This is a genomic window from Enterococcus sp. AZ171 (assembly GCF_051714005.1).
GTDB lineage: Bacteria > Bacillota > Bacilli > Lactobacillales > Enterococcaceae > Enterococcus_B > Enterococcus_B pernyi.
Window position 1 is genome coordinate 1,181,091 of record NZ_JBIORA010000001.1, and the last position, 25,889, is coordinate 1,206,979.

Annotated in this window: 25 protein-coding genes and 1 tRNA gene; 18 read left to right on the top strand and 8 right to left on the bottom strand. The window is 36.3% G+C overall.

Annotation, left to right across the window (positions count from 1 at the left end; all coding sequences use genetic code 11):
• The first annotated feature begins 360 nt into the window (after positions 1-360).
• The 8 genes from IGJ49_RS05750 (at position 361) to IGJ49_RS05785 (ending at position 8,825) form a co-directional block, all read left to right on the top strand.
• A complete protein-coding gene (locus tag IGJ49_RS05750) occupies positions 361-576 on the top strand; it encodes a hypothetical protein (RefSeq protein WP_010735720.1) in 216 nt (71 codons plus the stop codon).
• A 129-nt stretch (positions 577-705) separates the two neighbouring features.
• Entirely contained in the window at positions 706-2,244 is a 1,539-nt protein-coding gene (locus tag IGJ49_RS05755) for an ABC transporter permease/substrate-binding protein (protein ID WP_438722724.1), read from the top strand.
• Positions 2,241-3,188, top strand: coding sequence for an ABC transporter ATP-binding protein (locus IGJ49_RS05760; protein WP_137072204.1), 948 nt, complete (start codon positions 2,241-2,243; stop codon positions 3,186-3,188). The genes IGJ49_RS05755 and IGJ49_RS05760 overlap by 4 nt, the downstream gene beginning before the upstream one ends.
• 409 nt (positions 3,189-3,597) lie before the next feature.
• Positions 3,598-5,082, top strand: coding sequence for a helix-turn-helix domain-containing protein (locus IGJ49_RS05765; protein WP_438722726.1), 1,485 nt, complete (start codon positions 3,598-3,600; stop codon positions 5,080-5,082).
• Between the two features lie 330 nt (positions 5,083-5,412).
• Positions 5,413-6,885: a helix-turn-helix domain-containing protein gene (locus tag IGJ49_RS05770; protein WP_023519501.1), complete on the top strand. Its 1,473-nt coding sequence runs from the start codon at positions 5,413-5,415 to the stop codon at positions 6,883-6,885.
• Between the two features lie 333 nt (positions 6,886-7,218).
• On the top strand, positions 7,219-7,557 hold the full coding sequence (locus IGJ49_RS05775; protein WP_041684188.1) for an LPXTG cell wall anchor domain-containing protein: 339 nt from the start codon (positions 7,219-7,221) through the stop codon (positions 7,555-7,557).
• 41 nt (positions 7,558-7,598) lie between these two features.
• The gene (locus IGJ49_RS05780; protein ID WP_010735714.1) at positions 7,599-8,201 is read left to right on the top strand and encodes a hypothetical protein; all 603 of its coding nucleotides are present in this window, start codon (positions 7,599-7,601) and stop codon (positions 8,199-8,201) included.
• 99 nt (positions 8,202-8,300) lie between these two features.
• Positions 8,301-8,825: a hypothetical protein gene (locus tag IGJ49_RS05785; protein ID WP_438722729.1), complete on the top strand. Its 525-nt coding sequence runs from the start codon at positions 8,301-8,303 to the stop codon at positions 8,823-8,825.
• Positions 8,826-8,935: 110 nt separating this feature from the next.
• On the opposite strand, the gene IGJ49_RS05790 is transcribed toward IGJ49_RS05785, so the two are convergent.
• Together IGJ49_RS05790 and IGJ49_RS05795 are read right to left on the bottom strand one after the other, a co-directional pair.
• Complete coding sequence (locus IGJ49_RS05790; protein ID WP_016249999.1) at positions 8,936-9,532, bottom strand: LysM peptidoglycan-binding domain-containing protein; 597 nt, start codon at positions 9,530-9,532, stop codon at positions 8,936-8,938.
• Between the two features lie 399 nt (positions 9,533-9,931).
• On the bottom strand, positions 9,932-10,144 hold the full coding sequence (locus IGJ49_RS05795) for a DUF378 domain-containing protein (protein ID WP_010735711.1): 213 nt from the start codon (positions 10,142-10,144) through the stop codon (positions 9,932-9,934).
• Between the two features lie 210 nt (positions 10,145-10,354).
• Between IGJ49_RS05795 and IGJ49_RS05800 the strand changes: the two genes are divergently transcribed.
• Both IGJ49_RS05800 and IGJ49_RS05805 read left to right on the top strand, forming a co-directional pair.
• Positions 10,355-11,047, top strand: a complete 693-nt coding sequence (locus IGJ49_RS05800) for a hypothetical protein (RefSeq protein ID WP_010735710.1) — start codon at positions 10,355-10,357, stop codon at positions 11,045-11,047.
• Positions 11,048-11,143: 96 nt separating this feature from the next.
• Positions 11,144-11,419: a hypothetical protein gene (locus IGJ49_RS05805; protein ID WP_034691354.1), complete on the top strand. Its 276-nt coding sequence runs from the start codon at positions 11,144-11,146 to the stop codon at positions 11,417-11,419.
• 146 nt (positions 11,420-11,565) lie between these two features.
• Here the strand turns inward: IGJ49_RS05805 and IGJ49_RS05810 are convergent.
• Positions 11,566-11,648: transfer RNA gene (locus IGJ49_RS05810), tRNA-Leu, on the bottom strand.
• A 64-nt stretch (positions 11,649-11,712) separates the two neighbouring features.
• Between IGJ49_RS05810 and IGJ49_RS05815 the strand changes: the two genes are divergently transcribed.
• The 4 genes from IGJ49_RS05815 to nagA all read left to right on the top strand — a co-directional run bounded on the left by IGJ49_RS05815 (position 11,713) and on the right by nagA (position 15,721).
• Positions 11,713-11,874, top strand: a complete 162-nt coding sequence (locus IGJ49_RS05815) for a hypothetical protein (RefSeq protein WP_019724415.1) — start codon at positions 11,713-11,715, stop codon at positions 11,872-11,874.
• Between the two features lie 134 nt (positions 11,875-12,008).
• A complete protein-coding gene (locus IGJ49_RS05820) occupies positions 12,009-13,226 on the top strand; it encodes a pyridoxal phosphate-dependent aminotransferase (protein WP_023519505.1) in 1,218 nt (405 codons plus the stop codon).
• Between the two features lie 435 nt (positions 13,227-13,661).
• Positions 13,662-14,498, top strand: a complete 837-nt coding sequence (locus tag IGJ49_RS05825; RefSeq protein WP_010735706.1) for a helix-turn-helix domain-containing protein — start codon at positions 13,662-13,664, stop codon at positions 14,496-14,498.
• Between the two features lie 74 nt (positions 14,499-14,572).
• Positions 14,573-15,721, top strand: a complete 1,149-nt coding sequence (nagA, locus tag IGJ49_RS05830; protein WP_010735705.1) for an N-acetylglucosamine-6-phosphate deacetylase — start codon at positions 14,573-14,575, stop codon at positions 15,719-15,721.
• A 94-nt stretch (positions 15,722-15,815) separates the two neighbouring features.
• Here nagA and IGJ49_RS05835 read toward each other — a convergent pair whose 3' ends face one another.
• The gene (locus IGJ49_RS05835; RefSeq protein WP_232092493.1) at positions 15,816-16,604 is read right to left on the bottom strand and encodes a MerR family transcriptional regulator; all 789 of its coding nucleotides are present in this window, start codon (positions 16,602-16,604) and stop codon (positions 15,816-15,818) included.
• Positions 16,605-16,765: 161 nt separating this feature from the next.
• Between IGJ49_RS05835 and IGJ49_RS05840 the strand changes: the two genes are divergently transcribed.
• Entirely contained in the window at positions 16,766-19,375 is a 2,610-nt protein-coding gene (locus tag IGJ49_RS05840; RefSeq protein ID WP_438722732.1) for an HAD-IC family P-type ATPase, read from the top strand.
• 258 nt (positions 19,376-19,633) lie between these two features.
• Here the strand turns inward: IGJ49_RS05840 and IGJ49_RS05845 are convergent, their stop codons facing one another.
• Together IGJ49_RS05845 and IGJ49_RS05850 are read right to left on the bottom strand one after the other, a co-directional pair.
• A complete protein-coding gene (locus tag IGJ49_RS05845; RefSeq protein WP_023519508.1) occupies positions 19,634-19,993 on the bottom strand; it encodes a hypothetical protein in 360 nt (119 codons plus the stop codon).
• Positions 19,994-20,002: 9 nt separating this feature from the next.
• Entirely contained in the window at positions 20,003-20,815 is an 813-nt protein-coding gene (locus tag IGJ49_RS05850; protein WP_349520274.1) for a DNA/RNA non-specific endonuclease, read from the bottom strand.
• A 126-nt stretch (positions 20,816-20,941) separates the two neighbouring features.
• Between IGJ49_RS05850 and IGJ49_RS05855 the strand changes: the two genes are divergently transcribed.
• Together IGJ49_RS05855 and IGJ49_RS05860 are read left to right on the top strand one after the other, a co-directional pair.
• The gene (locus IGJ49_RS05855) at positions 20,942-21,466 is read left to right on the top strand and encodes an NfeD family protein (RefSeq protein ID WP_438722734.1); all 525 of its coding nucleotides are present in this window, start codon (positions 20,942-20,944) and stop codon (positions 21,464-21,466) included.
• A 13-nt stretch (positions 21,467-21,479) separates the two neighbouring features.
• The gene (locus tag IGJ49_RS05860; protein WP_019723963.1) at positions 21,480-22,961 is read left to right on the top strand and encodes a flotillin family protein; all 1,482 of its coding nucleotides are present in this window, start codon (positions 21,480-21,482) and stop codon (positions 22,959-22,961) included.
• A 49-nt stretch (positions 22,962-23,010) separates the two neighbouring features.
• Here the strand turns inward: IGJ49_RS05860 and IGJ49_RS05865 are convergent, their stop codons facing one another.
• The gene (locus IGJ49_RS05865; RefSeq protein WP_010735697.1) at positions 23,011-23,607 is read right to left on the bottom strand and encodes an FUSC family protein; all 597 of its coding nucleotides are present in this window, start codon (positions 23,605-23,607) and stop codon (positions 23,011-23,013) included.
• 109 nt (positions 23,608-23,716) lie between these two features.
• Between IGJ49_RS05865 and IGJ49_RS05870 the strand changes: the two genes are divergently transcribed.
• Entirely contained in the window at positions 23,717-24,682 is a 966-nt protein-coding gene (locus IGJ49_RS05870) for an aromatic acid exporter family protein (RefSeq protein ID WP_023519510.1), read from the top strand.
• 57 nt (positions 24,683-24,739) lie between these two features.
• Here the strand turns inward: IGJ49_RS05870 and IGJ49_RS05875 are convergent, their stop codons facing one another.
• Positions 24,740-25,699 carry a Gfo/Idh/MocA family protein gene (locus tag IGJ49_RS05875; RefSeq protein ID WP_010735695.1) on the bottom strand — a complete coding sequence of 320 codons (960 nt, stop codon included), beginning with the start codon at positions 25,697-25,699 and terminating at the stop codon, positions 24,740-24,742.
• Positions 25,700-25,889: the final 190 nt, after the last annotated feature.

A 25,889-nucleotide genomic window follows, 5' to 3' on the forward strand; every position in this document is an offset into this window, starting at 1 on the left:
CAAAAATGATTCTATGTAAAAATATGTATTGCATAATTTAGGGATAAAAAAATAGTGAATAAAATAGTGTCATAAATAAAAAAATGTATTTAAATATAAAAAAACATAAATTATTTTATTAAATTTAACGATTATGATGTTAAAACAACCGATTTTTACTTTTTTGGTCACTGACACACAACTTAAAGTATAATAATTATTGAACAAGCCAGTAAACAAGTATCTCCCCCACGAGATTTTAAAAGTTACTGGCTGTTTTTTTTGTTCAAAATTCCAACTTCTACTTTTCAACGGGAACAATTGTTCGTATAATAAAAGAGCGAACAATCGTTCGGTATAAAATAATAGAGGTGATCAGAGATGCAATCAATGAGACGTTTTGGTGCGATGTTGTTGATTTTATTTTTTGGAATTATTATAGGTAATTATGGGTTACAAACAGCATTATTGATTTTTTTACCTTCGTTTGTATTATGGTTTGTGATGTGGGATGAAAAAAAATATCGACAAAATGAACGAAAACGTAGGTATGAAGAAACCTTCTATCAACATAGAGCTACGTACGATTCAAAATAACTAAATACAAAAACAAAACTTGCAATCACTTCTCACCATCTAGTCGATTGCAAGTTTTTTTTAAAACAACTTAGTTGGGGATTTACTTCGCTATGTTTATACTTAAAGGAGAACAGAAAGGAAGGTCATATGAATACGTTTATCGAAACGCTCAGTGAGAGAAAAGAAGAGTTATTCGCAGCAACATTTCAGCACTTATCTATTTCATTGATTGCATTATTGATTGCCGCAGTGATTGCGATCCCGCTTGCTATTTGGGCAGTCAACCACAAAAGAATGGCAGAATTTTTGTTACAAGTAACGAGTGTGCTGCAAACCATTCCCTCACTTGCACTTTTAGGATTATTGATTCCATTTGTAGGGATTGGCACTTTACCGGCGTTGATTGCCTTGATCTTATACGCCTTATTACCGATATTTCAAAGCACTTATATAGGATTAGCAGAAATCAATCCATCAATTGAAGAAGCAGCAGTTGCTTTTGGGATGTCTCGTTTTCGAAGATTGATCAAAGTAGAGTTACCCATCGCGCTGCCTGTCATTATCTCAGGTATCCGCACTGCGTTAGTATTGATCATTGGTACAGCAACATTAGCAGCCTTGATCGGTGCTGGCGGGCTAGGAACATTTATCTTACTAGGAATCGATCGGAATACACCTGTTTTAACTTTGATCGGCGCAATCAGCTCCGCCTTGTTAGCTATTGTTTTCAGTAGCTTGATCCGTCTATTACAACACTTGAAACCTCGTTATACGATGATCACTTTAGGCTTGATTTTGACTTTAGTCGCAGGTGCTTCCATTTATCAAACTGGTTTCTTAAAACAAGAGAAAATCACGATTGCCGGTAAGCTTGGTGCAGAACCAGATATATTGATCCAGATGTACAAAGGATTGATTGAAGAAGAAACCGAAGCGGAAGTCGAATTAAAACCGAATTTCGGTAAAACCAGTTTTCTATTCAGCGCTTTAGAAAACAAACAAATTGATATTTATCCTGAGTTTACTGGAACAGTATTAGAGAGTCTGGTTACAGTTCCAGAATCAATCAAGGACCAAAAATTAACAAAAGAAGAAACGTATCACGAGGCCAATAGACTGTTAAATGAACAGTTCTCAATGACACTTTTAAGTCCGATGGCTTATCAAAACACATATGCTCTTGCTGTTAAACGTGACTTTGCGGATGAGCACCAAGTAAAATCAATTTCTGATTTAGCTAAAATCGAAAATCAAATCAAGGCAGGGTTCACGTTAGAATTTATCGATCGTGCAGATGGGTACAAGGGGATACAGGAACTTTATCAGTTAGATTTTCCGAGTGTCCAAAGCATGGAACCTAGTTTGCGTTACCAAGCAATAAATAATGGTGATGTCAATGTAGTTGATGCCTATTCTACCGACAGTGAACTGAAACAATACGATTTAGTCGTCCTAGAAGATGACCGAGGCTTGTTCCCTACCTACCAAGGCGCACCATTGATGAATGAAGATTTTGCCAATGATCATCCAGAAGTCGTGGCAGCTTTAGAGAAACTTAGCGGCAAAATAACGGAAGAACAGATGCAAACGATGAATTATCAAGTAAATGTCGAGAAAAAACAACCAGCTGAAGTGGCACGACAATTTTTGGTTGACCAAGGTTTAGTGAAGGAGGATAACAATTGACCGAACTGATTGAATTTAAAAACGTCCAAAAAACCTTTAATGACAAGTATGCAATTAGACAATTAGACCTTTCAATCAATGAGGGAGAGATCTTTGTATTGGTAGGTCCTTCGGGAAGTGGAAAGACAACTTCACTAAAAATGATCAATGGACTCTCATTACCAAGTGTCGGTGAGGTATATTTCAAAGGTAAATCATTAAAGGACTATAACTTGCAAAAAATGCGTTGGCAAATGGGATATGTCTTGCAACAGATTGCATTATTTCCAACGATGACTGTCAAACAGAATATCGAAGTGATCCCTGAAATGTTAGGCTGGGAAAAACAGAAACGATCCGAGACTTCGGATCAGTTACTGACAAAAGTTGGTTTAGATCCTGATGTCTATCGTGATCGAATGCCACAAGAATTGTCTGGAGGAGAACAACAGCGTGTAGGGATCATTCGGGCGTTAGCAGCCAATCCTGAAGTGATCTTGATGGATGAGCCTTTCAGTGCGTTGGACCCTCTATCAAGAACTTCCTTGCAGGAGCTTGTTTTATCACTTCATAAAGAATTAGGTACGACGATTGTTTTTGTTACCCATAATATGGAAGAAGCAATTAAACTAGGGGATCGCATCGCTGTGATGAAAGAAGGGGCATTGATCCAATGTGATACACCAGAACAATTATTGATGCATCCTAAGAATGACTTTGTACGTAGTTTCTTCGAGGAATCGATCCAAGAAAAAGATCAGACAGTTGAACAACTTGTACTTGCTGGCTTTTTTGAGAAAGAGATCACTGAACAACGAAGAGTGGTTCAGCTTGATACACCACTAAAACAATTATTTGCTCAACTAGAAGCAGTCGAAACAGTCAACATCTATAAACAAGAAATTCCGATTGGATCGATCTCCAGAGAAAATGTCTTTGCATTTCTAAGTGGGAAACAGAGTTGATTTGGATGTTTTAGACAGGTGAACAATGACTTGTTTAGATAACTAGACACAAAGAAGTAGTGGTTCAATAAAAGTTATTTAAAAAAATATTAGAATAACAAATAAAGAAATGATTGAATAAAGGCGTTGATTTTCGGATGCTTTTATTCGATCATTTATTATTACGAATATTATTTAACGGTAAATTAAAAATATCTCATGTTATCTTCATTTTTCTTGTAGACATAAGACGATTTATATTTTAAAATTATGATTAAGTAATAGTACATATATTTTTGTTGAAATCTTATTTCAATGATAAATCTAAAAGAAAATTGAATAATCATATAAGAAAAAAATGAAAAAATCACAGACGGGGTGTTATTTTTTGTTTATTACTGTGCTTTTTTATTAGATTTGGGGGAGTAAAATGAAAGGAATATTAAATAAACAAAGTACAAGGCAATTAGCATTATTAGAATTGCTGTGGGAAAATGAATGGTTGACCGTATCGAAAATTGTCCAAGTCATCGGGGGAGTCGAAAAGACGATACGAACGGATATCAAACATTTAAATGAAATAATCAAACCGCTTAAAATTGAAACATCTTTTAAACACGGGGTTTTCTTGGATAAAACACTTGGGGTCTCAAAAACACATCTTTATTCTTTGTTTTTGCAAAACTGCATCGAATGTCAGATCATCGAAGAAATTTTTATCAATCCGAAGCTTTCTAAAGGTGAGTTATGTGATTGCTTGTTTATCTCAGAGACACAGTTGAACCGCTTGTTGGCCAAGCTAAATTCAGTTTTAGAAAAATTTTCAATACAAATCAGTCATGAATTGACGATTGAAGGTTCAGAGATAAATATTCGTAAATTATTTGCTAGTTTGATGTATGAAAAATATCTTTCTGCGGAACCGCTTCTTTTAAAAGAAGAGTTTGACCTGATCGATCGATTGATCCAATGTTTTTATGAGGAAAACATAACGATCATTGAAGCGAATGTCCAACATCATTTTTTATTAAATAAAATACATTTAAAAGTACTAGCTGCGCTATATCGATGCAAGCAAGGTGCTTTTATAGAAAAAAAAGCAACTGTTTTTAACTACAAAACCATTTTGAATGACGAAGAATTAAAACGTAGATGTAAAGAATCTTTTGAAATTGAACTGAATGAAGACATATTATACAATTTATTTGCCAACTATTGCGAACCTTTTAAAGTGACCGGAGCTTGCCAACAGTTTGGTATGTTTCAATCATCCTTACATAGTAAAATTGAACGACTGATCAAAGATTTATCTCAACGATTTAATATCGAGTGTTCCCATAGTGATACATTGATTGCTGACATTTTATGGAGTAGTTTTCGAATCACTGGCCCGACTTTCATATTGAACAATGTGATTGAAGAATTTGTTTTAGAATTAATGGGTGAAAATCAAACAATCATGTTTGAATTAAGAGAGTGTTTTGCAGAAATATATGAAGAACTTGAACTTAAATCGTTTGATAAGAAAAATATGGTGTATCAATCGATCTATAGTTTGGTTACACAGTGGTCTGATTTTAGGATCGAGATGAAAAAGACCCATCAGATCAAGGCTGCATTGATCTTGGATGTTCCCATTGGTCATTTGCGTATGTTGAAGGAAGAAATCGAAATGCATTTCAGAAGTACGTACTCCGTTGATATCTTGTCACCATTTGATCTGTTCAGCCAAGTAAAATTAGAAAAATATGACTGTGTGTTGACAGATGTTTGTACAATCCGAGGGTCTATCGAACAACCGAGGGTGATTGGCATCCCACATTATTTCGATAATGAGTTCATTCACAAATTACATACTTTTATTATAAACAGAAAAGAAAGTGTCAAGTTATTTAGAAAAGAACTTGTGATGTAATCTGTTTAATAATCCAATTTATTAGATATGCCTATACTGGTATATCTTTTCTTATTTTTAATTAATAAAAACGCAAAAAATCATTGCTAAACATCTGTTTTGAAAATGGTTATAAATAGAATGATCACTGAATAAATGAGAATACATTAACTTTTTAATCTATACCAATTTTTTTAATGATAGAATTATTGACATTTTCAATACATTCACCTATAAGTTCTAACGTTATTTTACCAAGCGGTCGGTAGATTGAGATTATTTTTAGATAAATCATTATGTTAAAAATAATGTAGACGTTCAATATTTTTTGTTTGGAGAGGTGGAACCGAAATGAGAGAAATCTTAGATGGACGTTTGAAACGTCAGTTGAAGATTTTGGAAATATTATGGGATACTCAGTGGATGACGACAGCTGAATTAGCCGAAATGATCGAAAGCTCAGAAAAAACAACTCGAAATGATCTTTCACAAATCAATGAGATGATTGCACCGCTGACAATTGAAACCTCCTTTAGATCAGGAGTATTGCTAAAGAAAAATATGAAAACACCAAAAGCATTCATCTATTCAAAAATTTTGAGTAAAAGTTTGGAATATACCTTACTTGAGACACTATTTTTTAGAAGAGTAAGTTCAAAAGACGATCTAAGTGATAGTTTATACATATCTGAAACACAAGTATCACGTGTTATTAATCGAATCAATCAAGTCATCAGTAAATATGAATTTCAAATCAATAATCATCTCGATATTGTAGGTAATGAAGGGAATATTAGAGATTTTTTTTCTGCTTTCTTTGCAGAAAAATATAATTTACCTGAGAATTTAATGAAAGGCGATGATCTCTCTCTGATCACGGATATCATCGAAGTATTTGTAAAAGAGAATACGATCTGGGCATTAGTCAATAATGACAATCATTTGTTTTTAGGAAATATGAAATTTCATTTATTTATTTGTTTTGTTCGTTTGAAGCAAGATTATCAGTTGATATCGAGGAATATACCGTTTATTTTCCAACATTTCGCAAATGAAACAGAACTTTTAGGACGTATCAATGAAAAGTTTGTCGTCAATTTAAGAGAAGAAAACCTCCAACAACTTTTCTATGAGTTTTATCAACCGATTCATCCGACTTTACGATTACAATATTTAAATGTCCAAGTTGATGCAGTAAATCAAAAAAATAAACTAAATCAAGTAATTGAATACTTAGAAAATAAGTTCGGTATAATTTGTGAAAATCGTGATCAATTGATTCATGATATTTATTGGACAACCATGAATATGGTAAGACCCACCTATATTTTACATAATAAGAAACGAGAATTTTTTCAAAACGTAAAAAGAGACAGTCCCACACTAGTGAAAGATTTAGAAGACCGATTTTTTGAGATTTATCAGACATTAGGATCTGCATTTCATAGTTATTTAGATGAAATGATCCATCAATCTGTCTTCAAGTTGTTGACTTCCTGGTCAGATCTATGGGTACAAGTACGGAAGCAAAAGATAAAACTCAATGTCGCCCTATTATTAGATAGTTCTTATGATCATATGTGTATGCTCAAAGAGGAAATCAAATTTTATTTTCGACATAATATCAATATAGAGATTCTTCACCCTGCGACAAAAATACAAAATGATTATTTAAAAAAGTTTGATTGTCTTCTGACAGATATATATTTCAATGACTATTTTGAAGTGCCTACTCTTGGAATTTCTAACTATTTAGATGAAGTCATCATTGATAAATTGGTCGAGTACTATCACATCAAAGTGGATGAACTTGCTGAGATTTGATCTACTATACAAAAATCAGTTGGCAATTATTTCTGTTGGTGGGAATTATTAAGAAAAGTTCAAACTGATTAGTTAAAATAATATGTTATTTATTTTTTCTTGATTTCATATGGACTCTATAATGCTATTTTATCACTGTTATATATGGGTGATTGGTCAATTATTGTAAGTCTGGTTTGTATTTGTTACTAAAATAAATAACTATATATTCTTATTTTGTTTACCAAACTGGCGGTAAAACTTGGTTTTAAAAGTGCTGGTTTTTTAAGGATAATTGTTTTGTGGGAATTGTGTCGTTTATATTAGGAGGTGAAGGGTGAGATAAAAAAGACGATGTATTACATGATAGGTGTGTTGTTGTTATGCTTTATGAGTCCAACTGTCTATCATGCTCAACAATCAGAAATACAAACAGTTCATGTCGAAGCAACGATCGGTGATTTAGGTAATAGTTCCGAAAATCAAGACGACACAGGGCAGAGTACCCAAAATGAAGAACAGCAAGCTACAGGTCCAACATCAAACAAAAGTGAAGGTTCTTCCTCTAAATTCCCACAAACTGGGGAACGTTTGACCAATGGAATTGCTTTGATCGGTTTATTGCTTACTCTTTTTTCGATAGGATCGTTTTATACATTCAATCAAAAAGAAGAACGACTACAAAAAATTTAGTGAAATAATATAGATTATTTCAGCAAGGAGAGAAATTCAATATGAAGAAGCTAAGTAATTTAGCGATTGTATCTACAATTTTATTAAGTGGTTTAGGACTTGGTTCAATAAACGTTGCTGCCAATGACTTGGGATGGATTCCTGGACAACCAGACAATACACCGGGACAAACGATCAAAGGTGATGACAAAGCAGATGTTCAAGTTTCAGGATGGATCGGAGAATGGGATCCAGTTGATCCAGAAGATAAACGCTATATCGATATCACGATCCCAACGACTGTAAGATATGCAAATGCGATGGCAGAAGACGGAACGCCTCAACCAGAGATCGTTTCCCCATTATATGCAATGACAAATAATTCAACTTCACATAGAGTGATGATCGAAGTAGATAGTTTTGCGGAGACAAGCTCAACTGGGATCACTCAAGATTTGTTCTTTACACCATTAAATGAAGCAGCGGTTCGTTTGCAAAGTGCTTCTGGACAGTTCTTGAATACTCGTACTTATTTGACAACTATTGGAACAGGACAAACAAAATCCTTGAAATTTGAAGGAGCAATCACTAGTCCTTTCCAACAGGATGTTATTGTGACACCTGCATACACGATGTCATTCCATTTTTCTGCATTAGCTAACTAATCTTAGCAAAGTTGATAAGTATTCCATTACTCAGTTTAGTAGAAAGAGCCTGAATGAAAGACTTTTCAGTTATAATTTTGAGAAAGGAGGTTGAGAAAAATGGCACATAGTAATAATATTGAAAAAAAGAATCATAGTAAAAAGAAGAGAACTTATATCTTGTTTTCTTTGCTACTCGTATGTCTTGTAGCAGGGATCGGCGGATACTTTTATTTTAATCAATCTCCTCCTCAAGTAGTGGCAAGATTGCCTGATTTAGATGATCATCTGTCAAGATTGAGTAATGAAGAGATTTTAAAAGCAATGCAAGATCAAGTAGATAAAGACAAAATGCGTATTCTTTTGAAACATGATATAGAAGTTGATAAAGAAGGAAAAGCGAGTGTCGATGTACGTAATAATGGTCAGAATGCATTCAATATCCAAGTAGAATACTATCTAGCATCAAATAATAAACAATTGTATAAATCAGGATTGATTCCTCCAAACAACCGAATAGACTCTATCCCTTTTGAGAATCTACCTGATGCTGGCAGTCATGATGTTAGAATTTTATACAATATTTATAACGAAGAAAAATTGGTCAATACAACAACGATCGATGGTAAAATCAACATTAGTTGATCGCTGATTGAAGGTAACATAAATAAAAAATGGAAGGCTCTGAAAATAGATTATCTATTTTCGAGCCTTCCAATTTTTTATTTAGCTTTTAACTCAATGATAATTTGTTCTTAGTACCAACCGTTAGCTAACCAGAAAGCTTTGGCTGCATCCCAAGAGCCATAACGAGAAGCAACATATTGTTCTGCCACTCTTTCTTGATTGGCAGCAGAGTAGTCACCGTTCAAGTAAGAAGAGTCTAATTGGTAACGGCCGATATAACGTCCGTTTGTTGCTGTATAAGAACCGCTAGATTCTTTTTGTGCGATCCATTCTTTGGCATCGTTCGTACCAGTTGAAACAGCGACTTCAGTAGCTGGTGCTTGTTCTACTACAGGTGCTTGTTCTACTACAGGTGTTTCCACAACTGGCGCTGTTTCTTGAACAGGTTCTACAGGTGCTTGAGTAGCGACAGGAGCAGTTGCTTGCTCACCAGTAGGAATAGTTAATTCTTGACCTGAAAAAATCAGGTGAATGTTTGAGATTGAGTTAGCTTCGGCAATTGTTTGGATCAAGGAGTTGTCACCAACGTATTTTTGAGAAATCGTTGATAAAGTATCACCTGATTGAACAGTGTAGGCTTCGTCTGCGTGTGCAGAAGTACCCATAAATAATGCAGCGCCGGCGGCCAAAGTTGTTCCAAAAAGAATAGTTTTAAGTGATTTCATGAAAGATCTCCTTCGTATTTTAAAAAGTTATTTTGATTAGCTGTTTTCGCTAACGAGTAATACTTTACCATGATAAGACATTTCATAGGTGATAAAAACGTAACAGTTTATGACAAAGCTACCTTTTTTGTAATATTCAACGAAACATATGTAATCGAAAAACGCTTTCTTTCTTTTAATTGAAAGAATGTATGTTCCCGTTTTTTGATGAAAAAAATTAGTTAAGAAAATATTAAGCGGATAATAAATATGTTTTTTTCTATTGTAGAAGATAAAATGGGTGGCTATCTATCAGTCATAATAGCTATTCTTAAGCCTAATGACGACAATCAAAGGAGTAAATAATAAAAAAACATGGAGCAAATGGTTGCCCCATGTTCTGAAAAAATCAAATCCCAATTATTGATGTTCTACACGATTGGAGATCATTGGAAAGAATTTCAAACAATAAATAGCACAAATCCCAACAATAATATATATAGCTTTAGCTAAAATAGTCGTAGAGCCGCCTGCAATCGTCGCAACTAAATCAAATTCTAATAAACCGACTAACAACCAGTTCAATCCTCCAACAATCAACAATGTTAAAGCAATCATATCTAATGTTTTCATTGAAATTACCCCTTTCCTATATGACATACTATTATTATAAAACAATTAAAGAATTTGTACTAAAATATTGCCTGTAATTTAATTTATAGTCCTTTCATTTCAACGTTTTATAAAATTTGAAAATTTAAAATAGATATGTCTTGACAATAGACAAGTAAAAGATTAGATTTAGCTGGTTATAAAATAATAATATTTATTAAGGAGAAGAACATGAAAAAAAAATGGATGATTACTGGATTGATTGCATTGTTGCTAGGGGCTATTGGTTATACGGGCACACGGTTTGCAGGAGAAGTTTTATTCTGGGGTGGAGAATCTGATATCACTAAGATCAACGAAAATTTAGAAAAACTTGATCAACAGTTAACAAGCCATGACCAAAAAATCACTGACTTAAATAGTCAATTAGCAATAAAAAATCAAGATCTTCAAAATATACAAACAAAAGCGCAAGAATACCAAACAAAGATCACTGACTTGGAAACGCAAAAAAGCCAATTGGTTGCTGAACATGCAAATTTACAAAACCAATTAACTAGTAAAGAAAATCAATTAAATGACAAACAAATCGAAATCAACAATAAGATCAATGAAATAACTCAAAAAATAAACGAAATCAATACCCTAAATAGTCAATGGAATACTAGACTTCAAGAAATCCAGGGCAAATATACAGAGATGCAAAGTACTGTTAATCAATTAAACGAACAAATCAGCCAATTAAATCGAGAAAAAACAAATTTGCAAACTGATTTAGCAACCGCGAAGAAACAATTAGAAACTATTTCAGCAGAAAATAGTAATTTGAGAAGTTATATCGCACAATTAGAAAAAGCGAGAAACGATGCAAAGCAAACGGCGGAAAAATCTCAACAAATCGTTGATCGCCAAGTGAATAAGTAGACGTTAAAGATACTTTTTTAGAGTTGTTTTTCCAAGGAAAATCACTTGAAAAACGGAACGTTTGTTCGTATAATGGTGATGAGGGGAGAGATGACAATGGAAAGAAAATATGGAACAGTCTCAAAAATCAGAACGATCAAACTAGGGGAACGACCACTGATCCGTTTTACTTTAGGCTCAGAGAATTGCTTGATTGCTAATCATAGTCTTAATTTTATTGCCGATGTAGATGAAGGAATGAAGATATTTGTGAAAGGCTACTATAATAACCGTAAGCAATTTGTCGTCAAAGACTACACGGTATTAGAAAAATCAAACATTGTTGTCGCTTTTGAAAATAGTCTCTTCCCTAAACAGAAGATCATCAAATAAGAGAACAAAGTCAATGTTCGATATCAAGAACTAATGGATTACTCTTATATAGGTAGAAAAATTGTAAATTGACTCGATGAACTGCCTTGTTTTTTTAATAACAAACAAAAAAACTCATGGCATAAACCATGAGTTTTACTTATTTATGCAGACGATGGGATTTGAACCCACACGAGCTTACGCTCACAAGACCCTCAATCTTGCATGTCTGCCGTTCCATCACGTCTGCAAGAAACAACACTTTAATCATAGCGAGTAACGAAATAGATGTCAAGATATGAAAGAGGAAAATCATGAATAAATATGATGGGGAATTTTCAATTTTAGGAATGGTGGCAGGCATTATCATTGGATCTGCATTTGGACAATTGACCATGGGGATATTCTTAGGTGTGATTATCGGAATTGCTATGGATTGGGCAGCAAATCTTTGGAACGATCGGCATGAGAAATAAAAGTAAAAAAAGTTGATTTTCATCTAGGATTTCTTTAAAACGGTGGCAAAATCCAGATGAATGGAGTATGATATGGAAATAAATGGGTATAATCAGAAATTTCTAACTTTTTTGAAACGAGGGATTGGATCACTATGAGAGAATTTGAAAAATCCAACAAATTAGAAGGCGTAAGTTACGATGTCCGCGGACCGGTTCTTGAAGAAGCAGAACGAATGCAAGAAGAGGGCATCAGTATATTAAAATTGAATACGGGAAATCCAGCACCATTTGGATTTGAGGCACCAAATGAAGTGATCCGTGATTTGATCATGAATGCCAGAGATTCAGAAGGCTATTCGGATTCAAAAGGGATTTTTTCTGCACGAAAAGCGATTGAACAGTATTGTCAATTGAAAAAATTTCCAAATGTGACGATCAATGATATCTATACTGGTAATGGGGTCAGTGAGCTGATCACGATGTGTATGCAAGGGCTGTTGGACAATGGCGATGAAGTATTAGTGCCAATGCCGGATTATCCTTTATGGACAGCTTCTGTTTCTTTGGCTGGAGGAAAACCAGTTCATTATGTATGCGATGAACAAGCCGAATGGTATCCAGATATTGAGGATATCAAATCTAAAGTTACCAGCCGGACAAAGGCAATCGTGATCATCAATCCTAATAATCCAACAGGAGCTTTATATCCGAAAGAATTATTAGAAGAAATCGTGAAAATCGCACGAGAACATCAATTGATCATTTATTCAGACGAAATCTATGATCGTTTAGTGATGGATGGCTTAGAGCATATCCCGATTGCGACTTTAGCACCTGATCTATTCGTTGTCACATTGAATGGCCTATCTAAATCACATCGTGTGGCGGGATTCCGTGTCGGCTGGATGGTGTTGAGTGGTGACAAATCAAATGTAAAAGGCTATATCGAAGGGTTGAATATGCTTTCCTCTATGCGTCTTTGTTCAAATGTTCTGTCACAACAAATCATCCAAACTGCCCTAGGGGGCTACCAAAGTGTGGATGAATTGCTATTGCCAGGTGGACGGATCTACGAACAAAGAGAATACATTTATAATGCAATCAATGATATCCCTGGATTATCAGCGGTTAAGCCGAAAGCAGCTTTTTATATCTTTCCAAAAATCGATACGAAACGCTTCAATATTACCAATGATGAGCAGTTCGTATTAGATTTTCTGCACGAGCATAAGATTTTACTTGTTCACGGAGGCGGTTTTAACTGGCCTGATCCAGATCACTTCAGAATCGTTTACTTACCAAAATTAGACGATCTAAAAGTAACGGCGAAAAAAATGCGTGAATTCCTGACAACCTACCGACAAAGATAGGAAATGTCATATTTTGGCTGTTGTGCGTGTGTATTAAGTAGGTAGTTTTAAGCGTAAGCGAGTAACTGACGGGATAAATCAAGATTTTATGAAGTAAGTGAATCACTATAACAATTGGAATCAACGATTCTTATGGGCATTTGCTTACTTCACTAAATCAACCGTTTTTGTCTGAGTTTTATTCTCATTTGACACCTGCAAATAACCAGTTTCGAGTAAGAGCCAACGAGTAGTAAAAACGATGTGATTGGCAAATTTTTTTATAAAGTAAATACGACTTCACCTAAAAGCCGTCCCGATACCGAGGCGTTTTTTTAATGTCAATTTTTGAAAAATGATTCGTTGCTATTGGACTTTTCTTGAAGTTTACAAAGTAGTCAAGTACAATACATGTAGTCATGCGAATACGCATATTTTTTTGAGAGGGGGATACTTATGGAAGCATTAGTCGATTCCTTTGGTACGATCATCAAAGAAATCCGAAAAGAACAAAAAATGACTCAACAAATGCTTTCACAAGGCATTTGTTCTCAAAGTGTGCTGAGTAGAATCGAAAATAACGAAGAGTTACCAAATGTATTAGTGATGGCTCAGATCTGTCACAGGCTTGGTGTAACGATCGATTATGTAATGAACTTATCCAAGGACAAGATTCGAGCAGCAACTAGACAATTTGATCTTCTGGATCTTTACTTTTTAAAAAGAGATTATCGTAAATTAGAACAAGAACTAAAATCAGCGAAGGTGACAGAGAATCTCTATTCAGCTGAGGATTTTCAACGGTATTATTATTATTTAGGTGTTTGTGAATTTACATTAAGGAAAAACCTAGTAAAGGCACTTAGTTACTTGAAAGAAGCATTGACTTACTCCAGCCAAAAAGATCGGACACATGTCTGTGATATAGAGATCCAATTGATCAGCTGTATTGGTAAAGTCTATGGGGTTGCAGGGAGAAGTACAGAAGCAAGATATTATTTAAGTCGTAGCGTCCAACTCTTACATGATACGATCAACGAGCACAACAAAAGCGAATTGACCCAGATTTTTTATAATTATGGTAGTTTTCTATTTCATCAAGGAGAACGCCAAGCAGCCCTTGAACAAGTGAATCAAGGGATTCGTTGGGCACAAGAAAAAAATAGCTATTATTATTTAAATGATTTATTTATTCTAAAAAGTTTGATCTACAAACAGCAAAATGAACTGTCAAAAGCATTGTTTTATGAAGAATTAGCTCAAGCAGTAAAAAAGATTGCTAAAAGTATATAAATGGTGTAGACCATTCTTGACTTCTTTCGTAAATAAGAGTAATTTAAAGGTAGATCATCAAAGGAGAGAATAGAATGAGAACTTATATCTATGCTGACAAATTCTTTTTAGCATCTGGTGTGAAAAACGCTGGATATCTTGAAATCACTGATGGGCTTTTTGGCGAATATCTTTCAGAAAAACCAGTTGGTGAAGTAACGATCATTGATCAAAGCGGTAAATGGATCGCCCCTGGACTTGTAGACACACATATTCATGGGTTTATGAATCACGATGTTATGGATAATGACGCAGAAGGAATCAAAGCTATGTCAGAAGGTCTGTTATCTTGTGGGGTAACTGCCTTTTTACCTACAACATTAACCTCTAGTAAAGAACGTCTAAGAGATGTGGCAGAGACGATCGGAAAAATGTACCATGAAGCTCCTGGCGCTAAAATCAAAGGGATCTATTTTGAAGGACCATTCTTTACAGAAGAGCATAAAGGCGCGCAAAACCCAAGTTATTTTGGCGACCCTGATTTGGCAGTCTTCAATGAATGGCAAGAAGCTTCAGGCGGATTGATCAAAAAAATCGCATTAGCACCAGAACGCGCAGGTGTCGAAGAATTTGTAAAACAAGTGACAGATGAAGGCGTTGTAGTTGCTTTAGGTCATAGTAATGCAACGATCAATGAAGCACAAGCAGCTGTTGAAGCAGGTGCAAGCGTGTTTGTTCATGCGTTTAACGGGATGCGTGGCTTGAACCATCGTGAGCCAGGTATGGTCGGCGCATTATTATCATTGGATCACGTATTTTCTGAGTTGATTTGTGACGGTCACCATGTCCATCCAAATGCAGCACAGATCCTGATGGAAAAAGCAGGACATGAACATGTGGCTTTGATCACGGATTGCATGATGGCTGGGGGGATGCCTGATGGTAATTACAATTTAGGTGAGTTCCCAGTAGTCGTAAAAGATGGAACAGCTCGTTTAGAATCTGGAAATCTAGCTGGAAGTATTCTAAGATTAAAAGAAGCAATCAAAAATGTCGTAGATTGGGGCTTAGCTACACCAGAACAAGCCATCATGATGGCTACGTACGTTCCTGCAGTTAGCTGTAAGATCGACGATACATGTGGAAAGATTGCTAAAGGAAGAGATGCTGATTTCATCGTTTTGAATCCTGACATGACCTTAGATGCCACTTATTTAGATGGTATTGAACGTTATCATGCGTAAAAAAGAATAAATGAACAGCCAAAAGGAAGAAGCAACTCGTAGCTTTACTCTCTTTTGGCTGTTTTTTTGTGGTGTTTTTTAGATAAATAGTTGGTTACTGGATCAATACTTCTAATCGTGTAATAAATTCATTCTGGTCATTGGTTTCATGGAAATCTACGAGATAGAGTTCATAAAATGGACTCTTTAATTCTAGTTGATGTGTTTGTGCATATTTTTTCATTTCTTGAATGCCTGTGACTTGTTGCTCATAGGCTCCTTGGTAAGTGTAGGCCAAGTATTTCCCGGATGGTAACGTGGACACCTCATTGATCAAAGAGGCAGTTTCTGGATAGAAATAAAAGACTTGATAGGCAAAAGACTCTGACTCTTCATGTAAGATACTTCCAAATAAATTTTGATTGTTGGCACTGAGTTGTTTCTCATGTTTTTTATGCAGCTGTTTCAATGCGTAATCGACATCATCGCTAGTCGTCATTTCATCGTCTTTGATTACTTGACGTAATTGATGTTCCATCACGATCGGTTGATTGAATGGAGTATCTTCTACTTCATAGATCAACTGTAAGCGATCATCTAATAAGGAGATTTTTTCTTTTGATTCTGCAATCAAACGATGCAAAGAATCAATTTCAAATCGTAAAAGTTCTTTTGTTCGATCGATATTTTTATTATTCAGATATTCGACGATCTCAGGCAAAGAAACATCAAAATATCGCAGATCGCGAATCGTATTTAGTTGTTCTAATTCTTTGTACGAATAATTTCGATAACCGTTATCGTCATAATCTGGTTGGATCAAACCGATTTTTTCATAGTAACGTAAAGTATGTGGGGTAATATCATATAATTTTGCTAATTCATTGATTTTCAATCGATTCACTTCCGTTTGATTTATTTATACTTTATATCTGTTCCTCATTTTACTATTAGTTGATTCAAAAAAGCGAGTATTTTTAAATTATTTACACGAAACCCTTGACCTTAGAGTTACTCTAACCTGTAAGCTGATTATAGATTAGTTAGTGTTGGAGGAGAAAAAGTATGGAATGGTATAACAAGTCAACGGAAGAAACAATCAAACAAGTTCAAGTCACAGAATATATCACAGAGAGTGATCGGCTGGAACGTCAAAAAAAATATGGAAAAAATAAAATGGAAGAAAAAGATCAAACACCAGAATGGCAAAAATTCTTATCTTATTTCCATGATGCGTTGATGTACATCTTATTAGGGGCAGCGATATTGAAAGTTGCAACTGGTGCATTGATGGAAGGTGGCATGATCTTTTTAGTTGTTTTTCTAAATGCGATGATCGGGTACTTCCAAGAACGAAAAGCAGCTTCTTCTTTAGATAGTATCAAAGGATTATTGAGTGATAAAGCAGTGATTTTAGAAGATGGAAAAAAACGAGAGATCGATCCGGCAGACTTGGTCGTCGGCGATCAAGTAGTCTTGACTGCTGGAGATATCGTACCAGCAGATGTTCGGATCATCGAATCATTCAATTTACAAGTGGATGAGGCGATTTTAACAGGAGAAACACATTCTGTCAGCAAAACTGTTGATAGCTTACCTGAAAATACAGAATTAGCTGAAAATACAGAATTAGCTGAACAAGTAAATATGGCTTTTTCGGGCACTAAAGTTGAATCTGGCAATGGATTAGGTGTCGTTGTTGAAGTAGGTTCGAATACTCAAATCGGTAAAATCAGTCATTCTTTATCAACTGTTGAAGAACAAGAAACCCCGTTATTGAAGAAAATCAAGGAAATGAATACAAGTATATTTAAAGGAATCAGTGCGTTGATTTTGTTAATTGCTCTTGTTTCGTATTTTTATTATGGTATGACATGGGGCTATATCGCTACGGCGATCATTGCTTTGATCGTTTCTTCGATTCCAGAAGGCCTGCCGTCGATTTTAACGATCATTTTGTCGATTGGCGTGAATCGAATGGCAAAGAAGAATGCCATTGTAAAAACATTGCCTACAGTAGAAACCTTAGGTGCGATGACGGTTATTTGTTCAGATAAGACAGGGACATTGACAAAAAATGAAATGTCTTTAGTTCATATAGCGACACTAAATGATTGGTATACGCCTGAATCATTTGCACAAGTAGCACATACAAAAGTCGAAGAATATTTGTTACAAGCAATGCATAATTGTCAAGAAACACAATTAGCAGATGGGGATTGTCCTGAAACGGGAAATGCAACAGAACTTGCATTATTACGTTATACAAATACGCAACAGGCAATAATCCATTCACCTATTGCCAAAATTCCTTTTGATTCAACGTATAAATACATGGGGACTGTTCATGAGATCAATGGGAAAAATATCTTGTTCGTAAAAGGTGCACCGGATGTATTGATCGAAAAAGCGGGACAACAAATGGATGCTAGAGGTATGAGCCAGTCGATCGATAAAAAACGTTGGCATAAGAAAAATGAAGATTTAGCGAGCCAAGGGCAACGTGTGTTAGCTTTTGCGATGAAAGAAATCGGCGATGAAGACTTATCTCATGATGCACTAGATGAAGCATTGACGATGATTGGCTTATGCGGTGTGATCGACCCACCAAAAGAGTCAGCAATCGAAGCAGTGAAATCAATGCAACAAGCTGGAATACGTGTCAAAATGATCACAGGCGATCATCCACTGACAGCGAAAGCCATCGCAAAACAACTAGGATTGCAAAATCATCAAACAGCAATCACAGGAAAAGAGCTGAATCAACTGTCAGAGCAACAATGGCAACGCGCAGTAAGTGAAAACGATGTATTTGCGCGAACGACACCAGAACACAAATTGGCAATCGTTTCTTATCTGCAAGCGCAAGGTGAAATTGTTGGGATGACCGGCGATGGTGTAAATGATGCACCAGCATTGAAAAAAGCTGACGTCGGGATTGCTATGGGAATCAAAGGGAGCGATGTTAGTAAGCAAGCAGCAGATATGGTTTTAGTCGATGATAATTTTGAGACGATCGCTTATGCAGTCAAAGAAGGACGTCGGATATTCGACAACTTGAAGAAAACGATTCTCTTTTATTTACCAACATGTTTGGCGCAAGGATTATTGTTACTATTCTCATTGATCGGAAACTCCCCATTACCTTTGACGACTGTGCAAATCCTATGGTTGAATCTAGTTGCTTCGATCACCTTGTCCTATGCTTTAGGATTTGAACGGGCAGAAAAACAAGTGATGAGTCGACGACCACGACCATTGAATGAACGGATTTTGTCACGATATGCGTTGGTGCGCATTTTATATGTAGGGATGATCTTGACGATCTTAGGCTTAACTGCGATGGAATATGTCTCAAACGATGCACGTCAGACGGTGTTGATCAATGCGATGGTGTTTGGTCAGGCCTTCTATATGATCAATTGTCGTAGGATCAGCGAATTTAGTTTAGATAGAGGATTATGGAAAAATACCGCATTGTTTTATTCAATTGGGATCATGATTTTGCTTCAAGCTGCGATGATCTGGTTCCCACCATTAAGAATGGCTTTAGGAACAAACCTACTATCAAGTACGGAAGTCGTCATCAGTCTTTTACCTGGATTACTTTTATTCTTCTTAGTAGAAATCGAAAAATATGTTTTATCAGCTAGAAGTTACAGGGTAGGTGCTTGATCATTCATATTATTGAAAAAAACATAGAAGGATACCAAAGTAACTAGGTGCTTTTTATTCACACTAAACCCAAGTAACGTTGGAAGAAGAAACTAGTTTATAAAATAAGTTAGTAAAAACGTCCGAAATGAGAATGATCATTTCGGACGTTTTTTTGTTTTATATACCTAAACATACGCGATACGTTTTTTGTTAAATGTTCAAAGATAAAGCCCCAGTTTGTCATTGTTAATGCGAGCAACCTTAGTTAGTAGAAAGTTAAAAAAATTCGACAATCGATTTCGAAGAGTTTGCGTATCTTATTAGTAAATCGGCAAAACTCCCATTAAATCGCTGGATTTCTTCTTTTTGGTGAGAGCGAGGAAACAAACAAACCGTTTTTTCATTTGCTAAGAGATAATCACCATCGATCGTACGAGCCACCAAGTGAAAGGATGAAAGGAGATTCGCGACCTCCGCTTCATCCAGGGAGTTATAATCGATTGTTCGCAGAATACTAGCTTTGAAATGTTGGTAAGAAGGGAAAAACACAAGTTCCTCATAATCGAACAGCTCGTTTTCTTCCAGCCATGCGAGTGTTTCTTCTAATGTACGATTTTGCTTCAATTGTTCAAACAATCGTTTCACCTACTTTTTATTTGGTATCAATACCGTAAAATCAATCGTTGGGTTATTGCCTGTTCCTTTTGCCTCTAACTCGACACTTTCAGGGATGAGTTCATCGCCAACATAATGTGGAGTAACACGATAGCGTACAGTTTCACCATGATTCAACGCCTTACGGATTTTTAGTTCATAGTAGTTCATGTAAGGATCATTTACTGGGAATTGAAACAAAGTAACTAGATTTCTTTCGTCGTCGCCACTACCACCGAACTGTTTAGCGATCAGATGTCCGCGAGAATGATCATATCTGGGTCCAGAAATAAATCCAGGAGGACGGATGTCACGGTTTGCGCTGGTTCCTGTATTGATCATTGATTTTTCCAATAAGGCAGCCGCACCAGTGGGACGTCCTAATCGATCAAGCTCATGATACTCGATCCATCCTTTGTTTGTTGAGAGCTCAGCCACATCAAAGGAAGCTGTTCCTAATTCTTGTGGCCCAGGATTGTTTCCAGTCGGTGCTAAGTCTTCTTCTTGAGGTAAGCCGTTGTTTCTTGGCTCAGATGAGTCAGGTATACTACTTGTGATAGTAGCTTCACTTTTGCTTGTACTTTCGACTGGTTTATCAGAAGATTCCATACTATATGTATTCATGTTTGATCGTTGGTCAGTAGAAACTCCCGCTTCACTCTCGATTGAAGCAGTATAACTAGATTCACTGTAATCACTTGAGATCGGTTGTTCTACATTCAATAGATCCATTCCGATAAAGCCAATTGCGCCAAAAACAACTATAGAGATCAATGTACCCCATAGTTTTTTTAAATTTTTCATTCGTTCACCTCCTTTGTTAGTATAATCCAAAACCAAGCGGACTAAAAGTGAAAACTTTATCCAAAGTAGGTTAATTATATAGGTTAGTATGATATGATAATCTTGTACACAAAGGAGGCGAATGAGATGATAGGAGGAATCGCAATCATCACGATTTACTGGTACGTTTTACTCATATGCGCTGGGATTGCAGTGTTACTTGTTATTTTTGGAGATGTCTTTGATTTCGATGGACCTATTGATCCGATGCTGATCGTTCCCTGGTTGACTTTTACCAGTTTATTAGGTTATTTAGGTGAATCCTTGACCAACCAGTCCTCATTAGTGATTTTCGTGATCAGCGCGATTATTGCAACCGTTTTAGTTTTTTTGTTGAATTTTTATATCTTGATGCCGATGAAGCACGCAGAATCGACGCTATCAACTTCTGAAAAAACATTAGAAGGTCAAATCGCGACAGTGGTGACCCCGATACCGATCCAGGGAATGGGAGAAATCCAATTAAAAAGTGTTACTGGTTCAATCAGTCGCCCTGCTTGTTTTTATACGCCCCAAGAGAAAATGATCGGACGTGGCGAAAAGGTTTTGATCATTGAAGTAAGAGACCGTGTTTGTTATGTTACACCGTACGAAAGTATGTTGAAAATGTAAAGGAGTGGAAGAAATGGAAATATCTGGAGTGTTTGTTGCAATTGTTTTAGCAGTGTTGATCGTTTTAATGTTATTAATCGTCTTTGTCGCTAAGTACCAAACGGCAAAGCCTGACGAAGCATTGATCATCAGTGGTAGTTACTTGGGAAGTAAAAATGTCCATGCCGACGAGAGTAACAATAAAATCAAAATCGTCCGCGGTGGAGGTGCATTCGTATTACCAGTTTTCCAACGTTCGAATCGCATCAGTTTATTATCAAGCAAATTAGACGTGTCTACCCCAGAAGTTTATACAGAGCAGGGTGTGCCGGTGATGTGTGACGGTACTTCGATCATCAAGATCGGTTCTTCTGTCGAAGAAATTGCGACAGCAGCGGAACAATTTCTAGGGAAAACGCGAGAAGAACTTGAAAATGAAGCCCGTGAAGTCTTAGAAGGTCATTTGCGGTCGATCCTAGGTTCGATGACAGTAGAAGAAATTTACCAAAATCGTGACAAATTCAGCCAAAGTGTGCAAGAAGTTGCCTCGGTGGATCTAGCAAAAATGGGCTTGATCATTGTTTCGTTCACGATCAAAGAAGTCCGTGATAAAAATGGTTATTTGGATTCATTGGGGAAACCACGGATTGCTCAAGTCAAACGTGATGCAGATATTGCAGAAGCAGAAGCACTAAAAGAAACGCGTATCAAAAAGGCGGAAGCAGAGAAAGAATCTCAAGCCGCAGAATTACAACGCCAAACAGAGATCGCCGAATCTTTAAAAGAAAAAGAATTGAAATTAGCTGCCTATAAACAGGAGCAAGATGTGGCACGAGCAAAAGCTGACCAAGCGTATAATTTAGAAAGTGCCAGAGAACAACAACAAGTAATCGAACAAGAGATGCAAGTAAAAGTCGTCGAACGTCAAAAACAAATCGAATTAGAAGAAAAAGAAATCATTCGTCGTGAAAAACAATACGATTCTGAAGTGAAGAAAAAAGCCGATGCGGATCGTTACGCCAAAGAACAAGAAGCCCAAGCACAAAAAGTCAAAGAAGTGACTGAGGCAGAAGCAGAACAATTTAGAATCGAAGCCTTAGCCCAAGCCCAAGCCAACCAAACTCGTTTAGCTGGACAAGCCGAGGCAGAAGCCACGTTAGCAAAAGGGAAAGCGGAAGCAGAAGCAAAACAAAAAATCGCAGATGCGTTCAAAGAATATGGAGAAGCTGCTGTGCTTAGCATGGTGATCGAAATGTTGCCTCAATTGATGCGTGAAGCGGCACAACCGCTAGGCAATATCGAAAAAATCTCTGTTGTTGATACAGGAAACTCCTCAGGTGAAGCAGGTGGCGCCAATCGAGTGACAAGCTATGCGACAAACTTATTGTCGACGACACAAGAAACGTTGAAAGAAACAACTGGATTGGACATCAAAGATATCATTGAGAATCTTTCCACTCGTGGAAATTCTAGACAATTGAATGTCTATGAAGGATCAAATGAACCGAAAGAATAACTTAAGAAAGACTCAAAGGATCATGTCCTTTGAGTCTTTTGTTGGTTCGCTATTTATTTTCATTTTGCTCACGGATCTGTGCTTTTACTTCTTCAAGACTTTCAAGTAAAGCCTGCTCTTTTTTTCTTAATTGTTCTAAGTCCTCGACAATCTCTTCTTTTTTTTCAACTTCTGGCGGACGCAAGCAAAAATTGATACCGATAGCAATAAATGTCCCGATAAATGTATCGAAAACCCGCTCAATCGCATAGAAGGCTGACTCTCCTTGAGGGATACTTAAAGAGATTAGTAATAATGTTGCAATAGCAGCAATGATTCCAGAATTATTATTGATACCGTCAGATAAGACGATCACAATGATCACTAAAAGTGGGAGAACGATCAGTTCAACTAAAAAATCATTGTGGAAGTAACTTTTTACAAAAAAATAGAAAATACCTAATCCGCCACCAAGTAGATTGCCAATAATACGCGAGCGACCAAAAGAAAAGGTCGTAGTCAAATCCTGGCGCAAGGAAAAAACAGCAGATAGGGCAGCAATCATTGGAATGCCACGATCAAAGAGATGAAAGATCAAAATACATAAGAAAACGGCTAAAGCACTCTTCATTGTACGCATACCAAGTCGAAAGCGTCCAAATTGCATAGTATACTCTCCTTTACGTTCTTTACAATATCATAACTAAACTTACCTTGGATTGCTAGTTTTTCATGAACGAATTTAGTATAATTCAATAAAAAGAAAGGAGCCGATCATGCGTATTGGAATGAGAACGGTAAAAACGGTCATCAGTGTATTTGCTTCCATGTTGGTTGCAAACTACTTTTCCTTATTATTCTGGCCATCTGCCGGTATTATTGCGTTGTTAAGCGTAGGGAATACTCGTCGCTCCACCTTGATGACTGGGATCTATCGAGTCGCTGCATTTATTGTCGCTACGCTTATTGCCTACATGTGTTTTACACTTTTGGGCTATCGAATCATCAGTTTCAGTGTCTTTCTATTATTTTTTATTCCAATCGCCGTGCGGTTCAAATTGACAGAAGGAATCGTTGTAAACTCAGTCTTGATCACTCATTATCTTAGTGAACAAAGTATGAGTTGGCAATTGATCACAAACGAAGCAGCCTTGATGATCATTGGTGTAGGCTTTGCTTTGTTATCTAATGTCTATATGCCAGATAGTAAAAAACGTTTAAAGGAAAATCAAATGATCATCGAAGAGCGATTTCGTCTTCTTTTGAAGAATATGGCAGACTTTTTGCTTTCTGGCGAAGCTTACGAAAATCAAGGGTTATGCAAAGAATTACAAGTTTATATTCGAGAAAGTCAAGCATATGCACGGAATCACCAAGAGAATAACTTGCTTAGACAAAATCAATACTATGAAACCTATTTTTCTATGCGACGGGCTCAGATCAATGTGATCCAAGATATGCAAGAAAATTTAGCTTATATCCAGGACCCAGTGCCTTATAGCGACCATATATACGGCTTGTTGATCTATACAGCTGAGACATTTTCTGAATCAAATGATGGCAAAGAAATATTGACACGGATCGAAGAGGTCTATGGAATGTATCGTCAAATGCCATTGCCGACTACTCGAAGTGAATTTGAGGATCGTGCGGAATTGTTTCAGTTTTTACAGTCATTTAAAAGTTTTATTGAAATAAAAGTAGAATTTTCTCAGCAGATGATAGTGGATGCGGAAAAGTGAACAAATAAGACGAAGCGATGAGGAGACCATTCTCGCTTCGTCTTATTTTTATTTTGTTTATTTGTTATTCTTCCAATGCTCTTGCATATCATCTAAGAGTGCAATCACTTCGGTGGTTAAGTACAGGGAACGGTTTGGAAGTTCTCCTTCGATCATTTTTACCATATTTTCAATTTCATAATTCATTGCTTGCGCACGATGGCCACTTTCGATCAATTCTTTTGTACCGTCAGTATACATGATTTCGGCTTGGTCAGCTCTAGGATAATCATTGATCGAGATATACCCATTTTCAAAAGCAACGATTCCGACTTTTGGCATTTTTGCTTGGAAGGTCAGGTTGATCGTAGCTAGTTCATTTTCTTTATTTTGCAAGATCGTTACAGATTGTTCATCGACACCTGTTTTAAATGGAATCATACGAGAGGCGATGACTTCCGGTTGTGAGCTCAAAAAGAATCGAGCAAATGAAACAGCATAGGTTCCAATGTCAAGTAATGCTCCACCTGCTAAATCAGGGTTGAAGAAGCGGTTGGTCGGATCAGGTTCTTTGTAACTGCCAAAAGGTGCTTGGATCATCTTTAATGCACCTAACTTGCCTGAATCGATCATTGAACGAAGTTGATGATACAAAGGCATGTTGAAAATCGTCATCGCTTCTGCCAAGATCAGCTGTTTTTGTTCGGCTAATTGGATGGCTTGTTGAAGTTCTGCCTTATTCATCGTGATAGCTTTTTCGCATAAGACATGTTTCCCAGCTTCCAAGGCAGGAAGGATATAGTCGATATGTTGACGATTCGGAACGGCGATATACACGATATCAACTTCAGCATCTTGCAACATTTCATGATAATCGCCATACGCTTTTTTGATAGAATGGCGTGTAGCAAAATCCTGTGCTTTTTCCAAAGTTCGTGATGCAACAGCAACCAATTCACTTGATGTTTGATCGAAGTTTTCTGCAAATTCGTTAGCAATCGATCCTAGACCGACAATGCCCCATTGGTATTTTTTCATTTTTCATCTCTCCTTGACGTGATATATTTAATATAAGGGTATTTAGTTGAATACTCTTGGTTTCGCTATTATTATATCAAAAAAAGGACTTCCAATCGTTTTGAAGAATTGCTTTCTAAAAAAAGGTGAAAGAAATGTTCTAATAGATGATTTTTTACCTTAATTTAAGTAGAATAAGAAGGAGGAGGAG

What these genes read in the sequence shown, in the direction of transcription:
- IGJ49_RS05790 (WP_016249999.1), bottom strand. Translation starts at nt 9,532, where the DNA reads ATGAAATCACTTAAAACTATTCTTTTTGGAACAACTTTGGCCGCCGGC.
- IGJ49_RS05825 (WP_010735706.1), top strand. Translation starts at nt 13,662, where the DNA reads ATGGAAGCATTAGTCGATTCCTTTGGTACGATCATCAAAGAAATCCGA.
- IGJ49_RS05795 (WP_010735711.1), bottom strand. Translation starts at nt 10,144, where the DNA reads ATGAAAACATTAGATATGATTGCTTTAACATTGTTGATTGTTGGAGGA.
- IGJ49_RS05770 (WP_023519501.1), top strand. Translation starts at nt 5,413, where the DNA reads ATGAGAGAAATCTTAGATGGACGTTTGAAACGTCAGTTGAAGATTTTG.
- IGJ49_RS05840 (WP_438722732.1), top strand. Translation starts at nt 16,766, where the DNA reads ATGGAATGGTATAACAAGTCAACGGAAGAAACAATCAAACAAGTTCAA.
- IGJ49_RS05865 (WP_010735697.1), bottom strand. Translation starts at nt 23,607, where the DNA reads ATGCAATTTGGACGCTTTCGACTTGGTATGCGTACAATGAAGAGTGCT.
- IGJ49_RS05785 (WP_438722729.1), top strand. Translation starts at nt 8,301, where the DNA reads ATGGCACATAGTAATAATATTGAAAAAAAGAATCATAGTAAAAAGAAG.
- IGJ49_RS05805 (WP_034691354.1), top strand. Translation starts at nt 11,144, where the DNA reads ATGGAAAGAAAATATGGAACAGTCTCAAAAATCAGAACGATCAAACTA.
- IGJ49_RS05750 (WP_010735720.1), top strand. Translation starts at nt 361, where the DNA reads ATGCAATCAATGAGACGTTTTGGTGCGATGTTGTTGATTTTATTTTTT.
- IGJ49_RS05855 (WP_438722734.1), top strand. Translation starts at nt 20,942, where the DNA reads ATGATAGGAGGAATCGCAATCATCACGATTTACTGGTACGTTTTACTC.
- IGJ49_RS05875 (WP_010735695.1), bottom strand. Translation starts at nt 25,699, where the DNA reads ATGAAAAAATACCAATGGGGCATTGTCGGTCTAGGATCGATTGCTAAC.
- IGJ49_RS05765 (WP_438722726.1), top strand. Translation starts at nt 3,598, where the DNA reads ATGAAAGGAATATTAAATAAACAAAGTACAAGGCAATTAGCATTATTA.
- IGJ49_RS05850 (WP_349520274.1), bottom strand. Translation starts at nt 20,815, where the DNA reads ATGAAAAATTTAAAAAAACTATGGGGTACATTGATCTCTATAGTTGTT.
- IGJ49_RS05755 (WP_438722724.1), top strand. Translation starts at nt 706, where the DNA reads ATGAATACGTTTATCGAAACGCTCAGTGAGAGAAAAGAAGAGTTATTC.
- IGJ49_RS05800 (WP_010735710.1), top strand. Translation starts at nt 10,355, where the DNA reads ATGAAAAAAAAATGGATGATTACTGGATTGATTGCATTGTTGCTAGGG.
- IGJ49_RS05775 (WP_041684188.1), top strand. Translation starts at nt 7,219, where the DNA reads ATGTATTACATGATAGGTGTGTTGTTGTTATGCTTTATGAGTCCAACT.
- nagA (WP_010735705.1), top strand. Translation starts at nt 14,573, where the DNA reads ATGAGAACTTATATCTATGCTGACAAATTCTTTTTAGCATCTGGTGTG.
- IGJ49_RS05780 (WP_010735714.1), top strand. Translation starts at nt 7,599, where the DNA reads ATGAAGAAGCTAAGTAATTTAGCGATTGTATCTACAATTTTATTAAGT.
- IGJ49_RS05815 (WP_019724415.1), top strand. Translation starts at nt 11,713, where the DNA reads ATGAATAAATATGATGGGGAATTTTCAATTTTAGGAATGGTGGCAGGC.
- IGJ49_RS05870 (WP_023519510.1), top strand. Translation starts at nt 23,717, where the DNA reads ATGCGTATTGGAATGAGAACGGTAAAAACGGTCATCAGTGTATTTGCT.
- IGJ49_RS05860 (WP_019723963.1), top strand. Translation starts at nt 21,480, where the DNA reads ATGGAAATATCTGGAGTGTTTGTTGCAATTGTTTTAGCAGTGTTGATC.
- IGJ49_RS05820 (WP_023519505.1), top strand. Translation starts at nt 12,009, where the DNA reads ATGAGAGAATTTGAAAAATCCAACAAATTAGAAGGCGTAAGTTACGAT.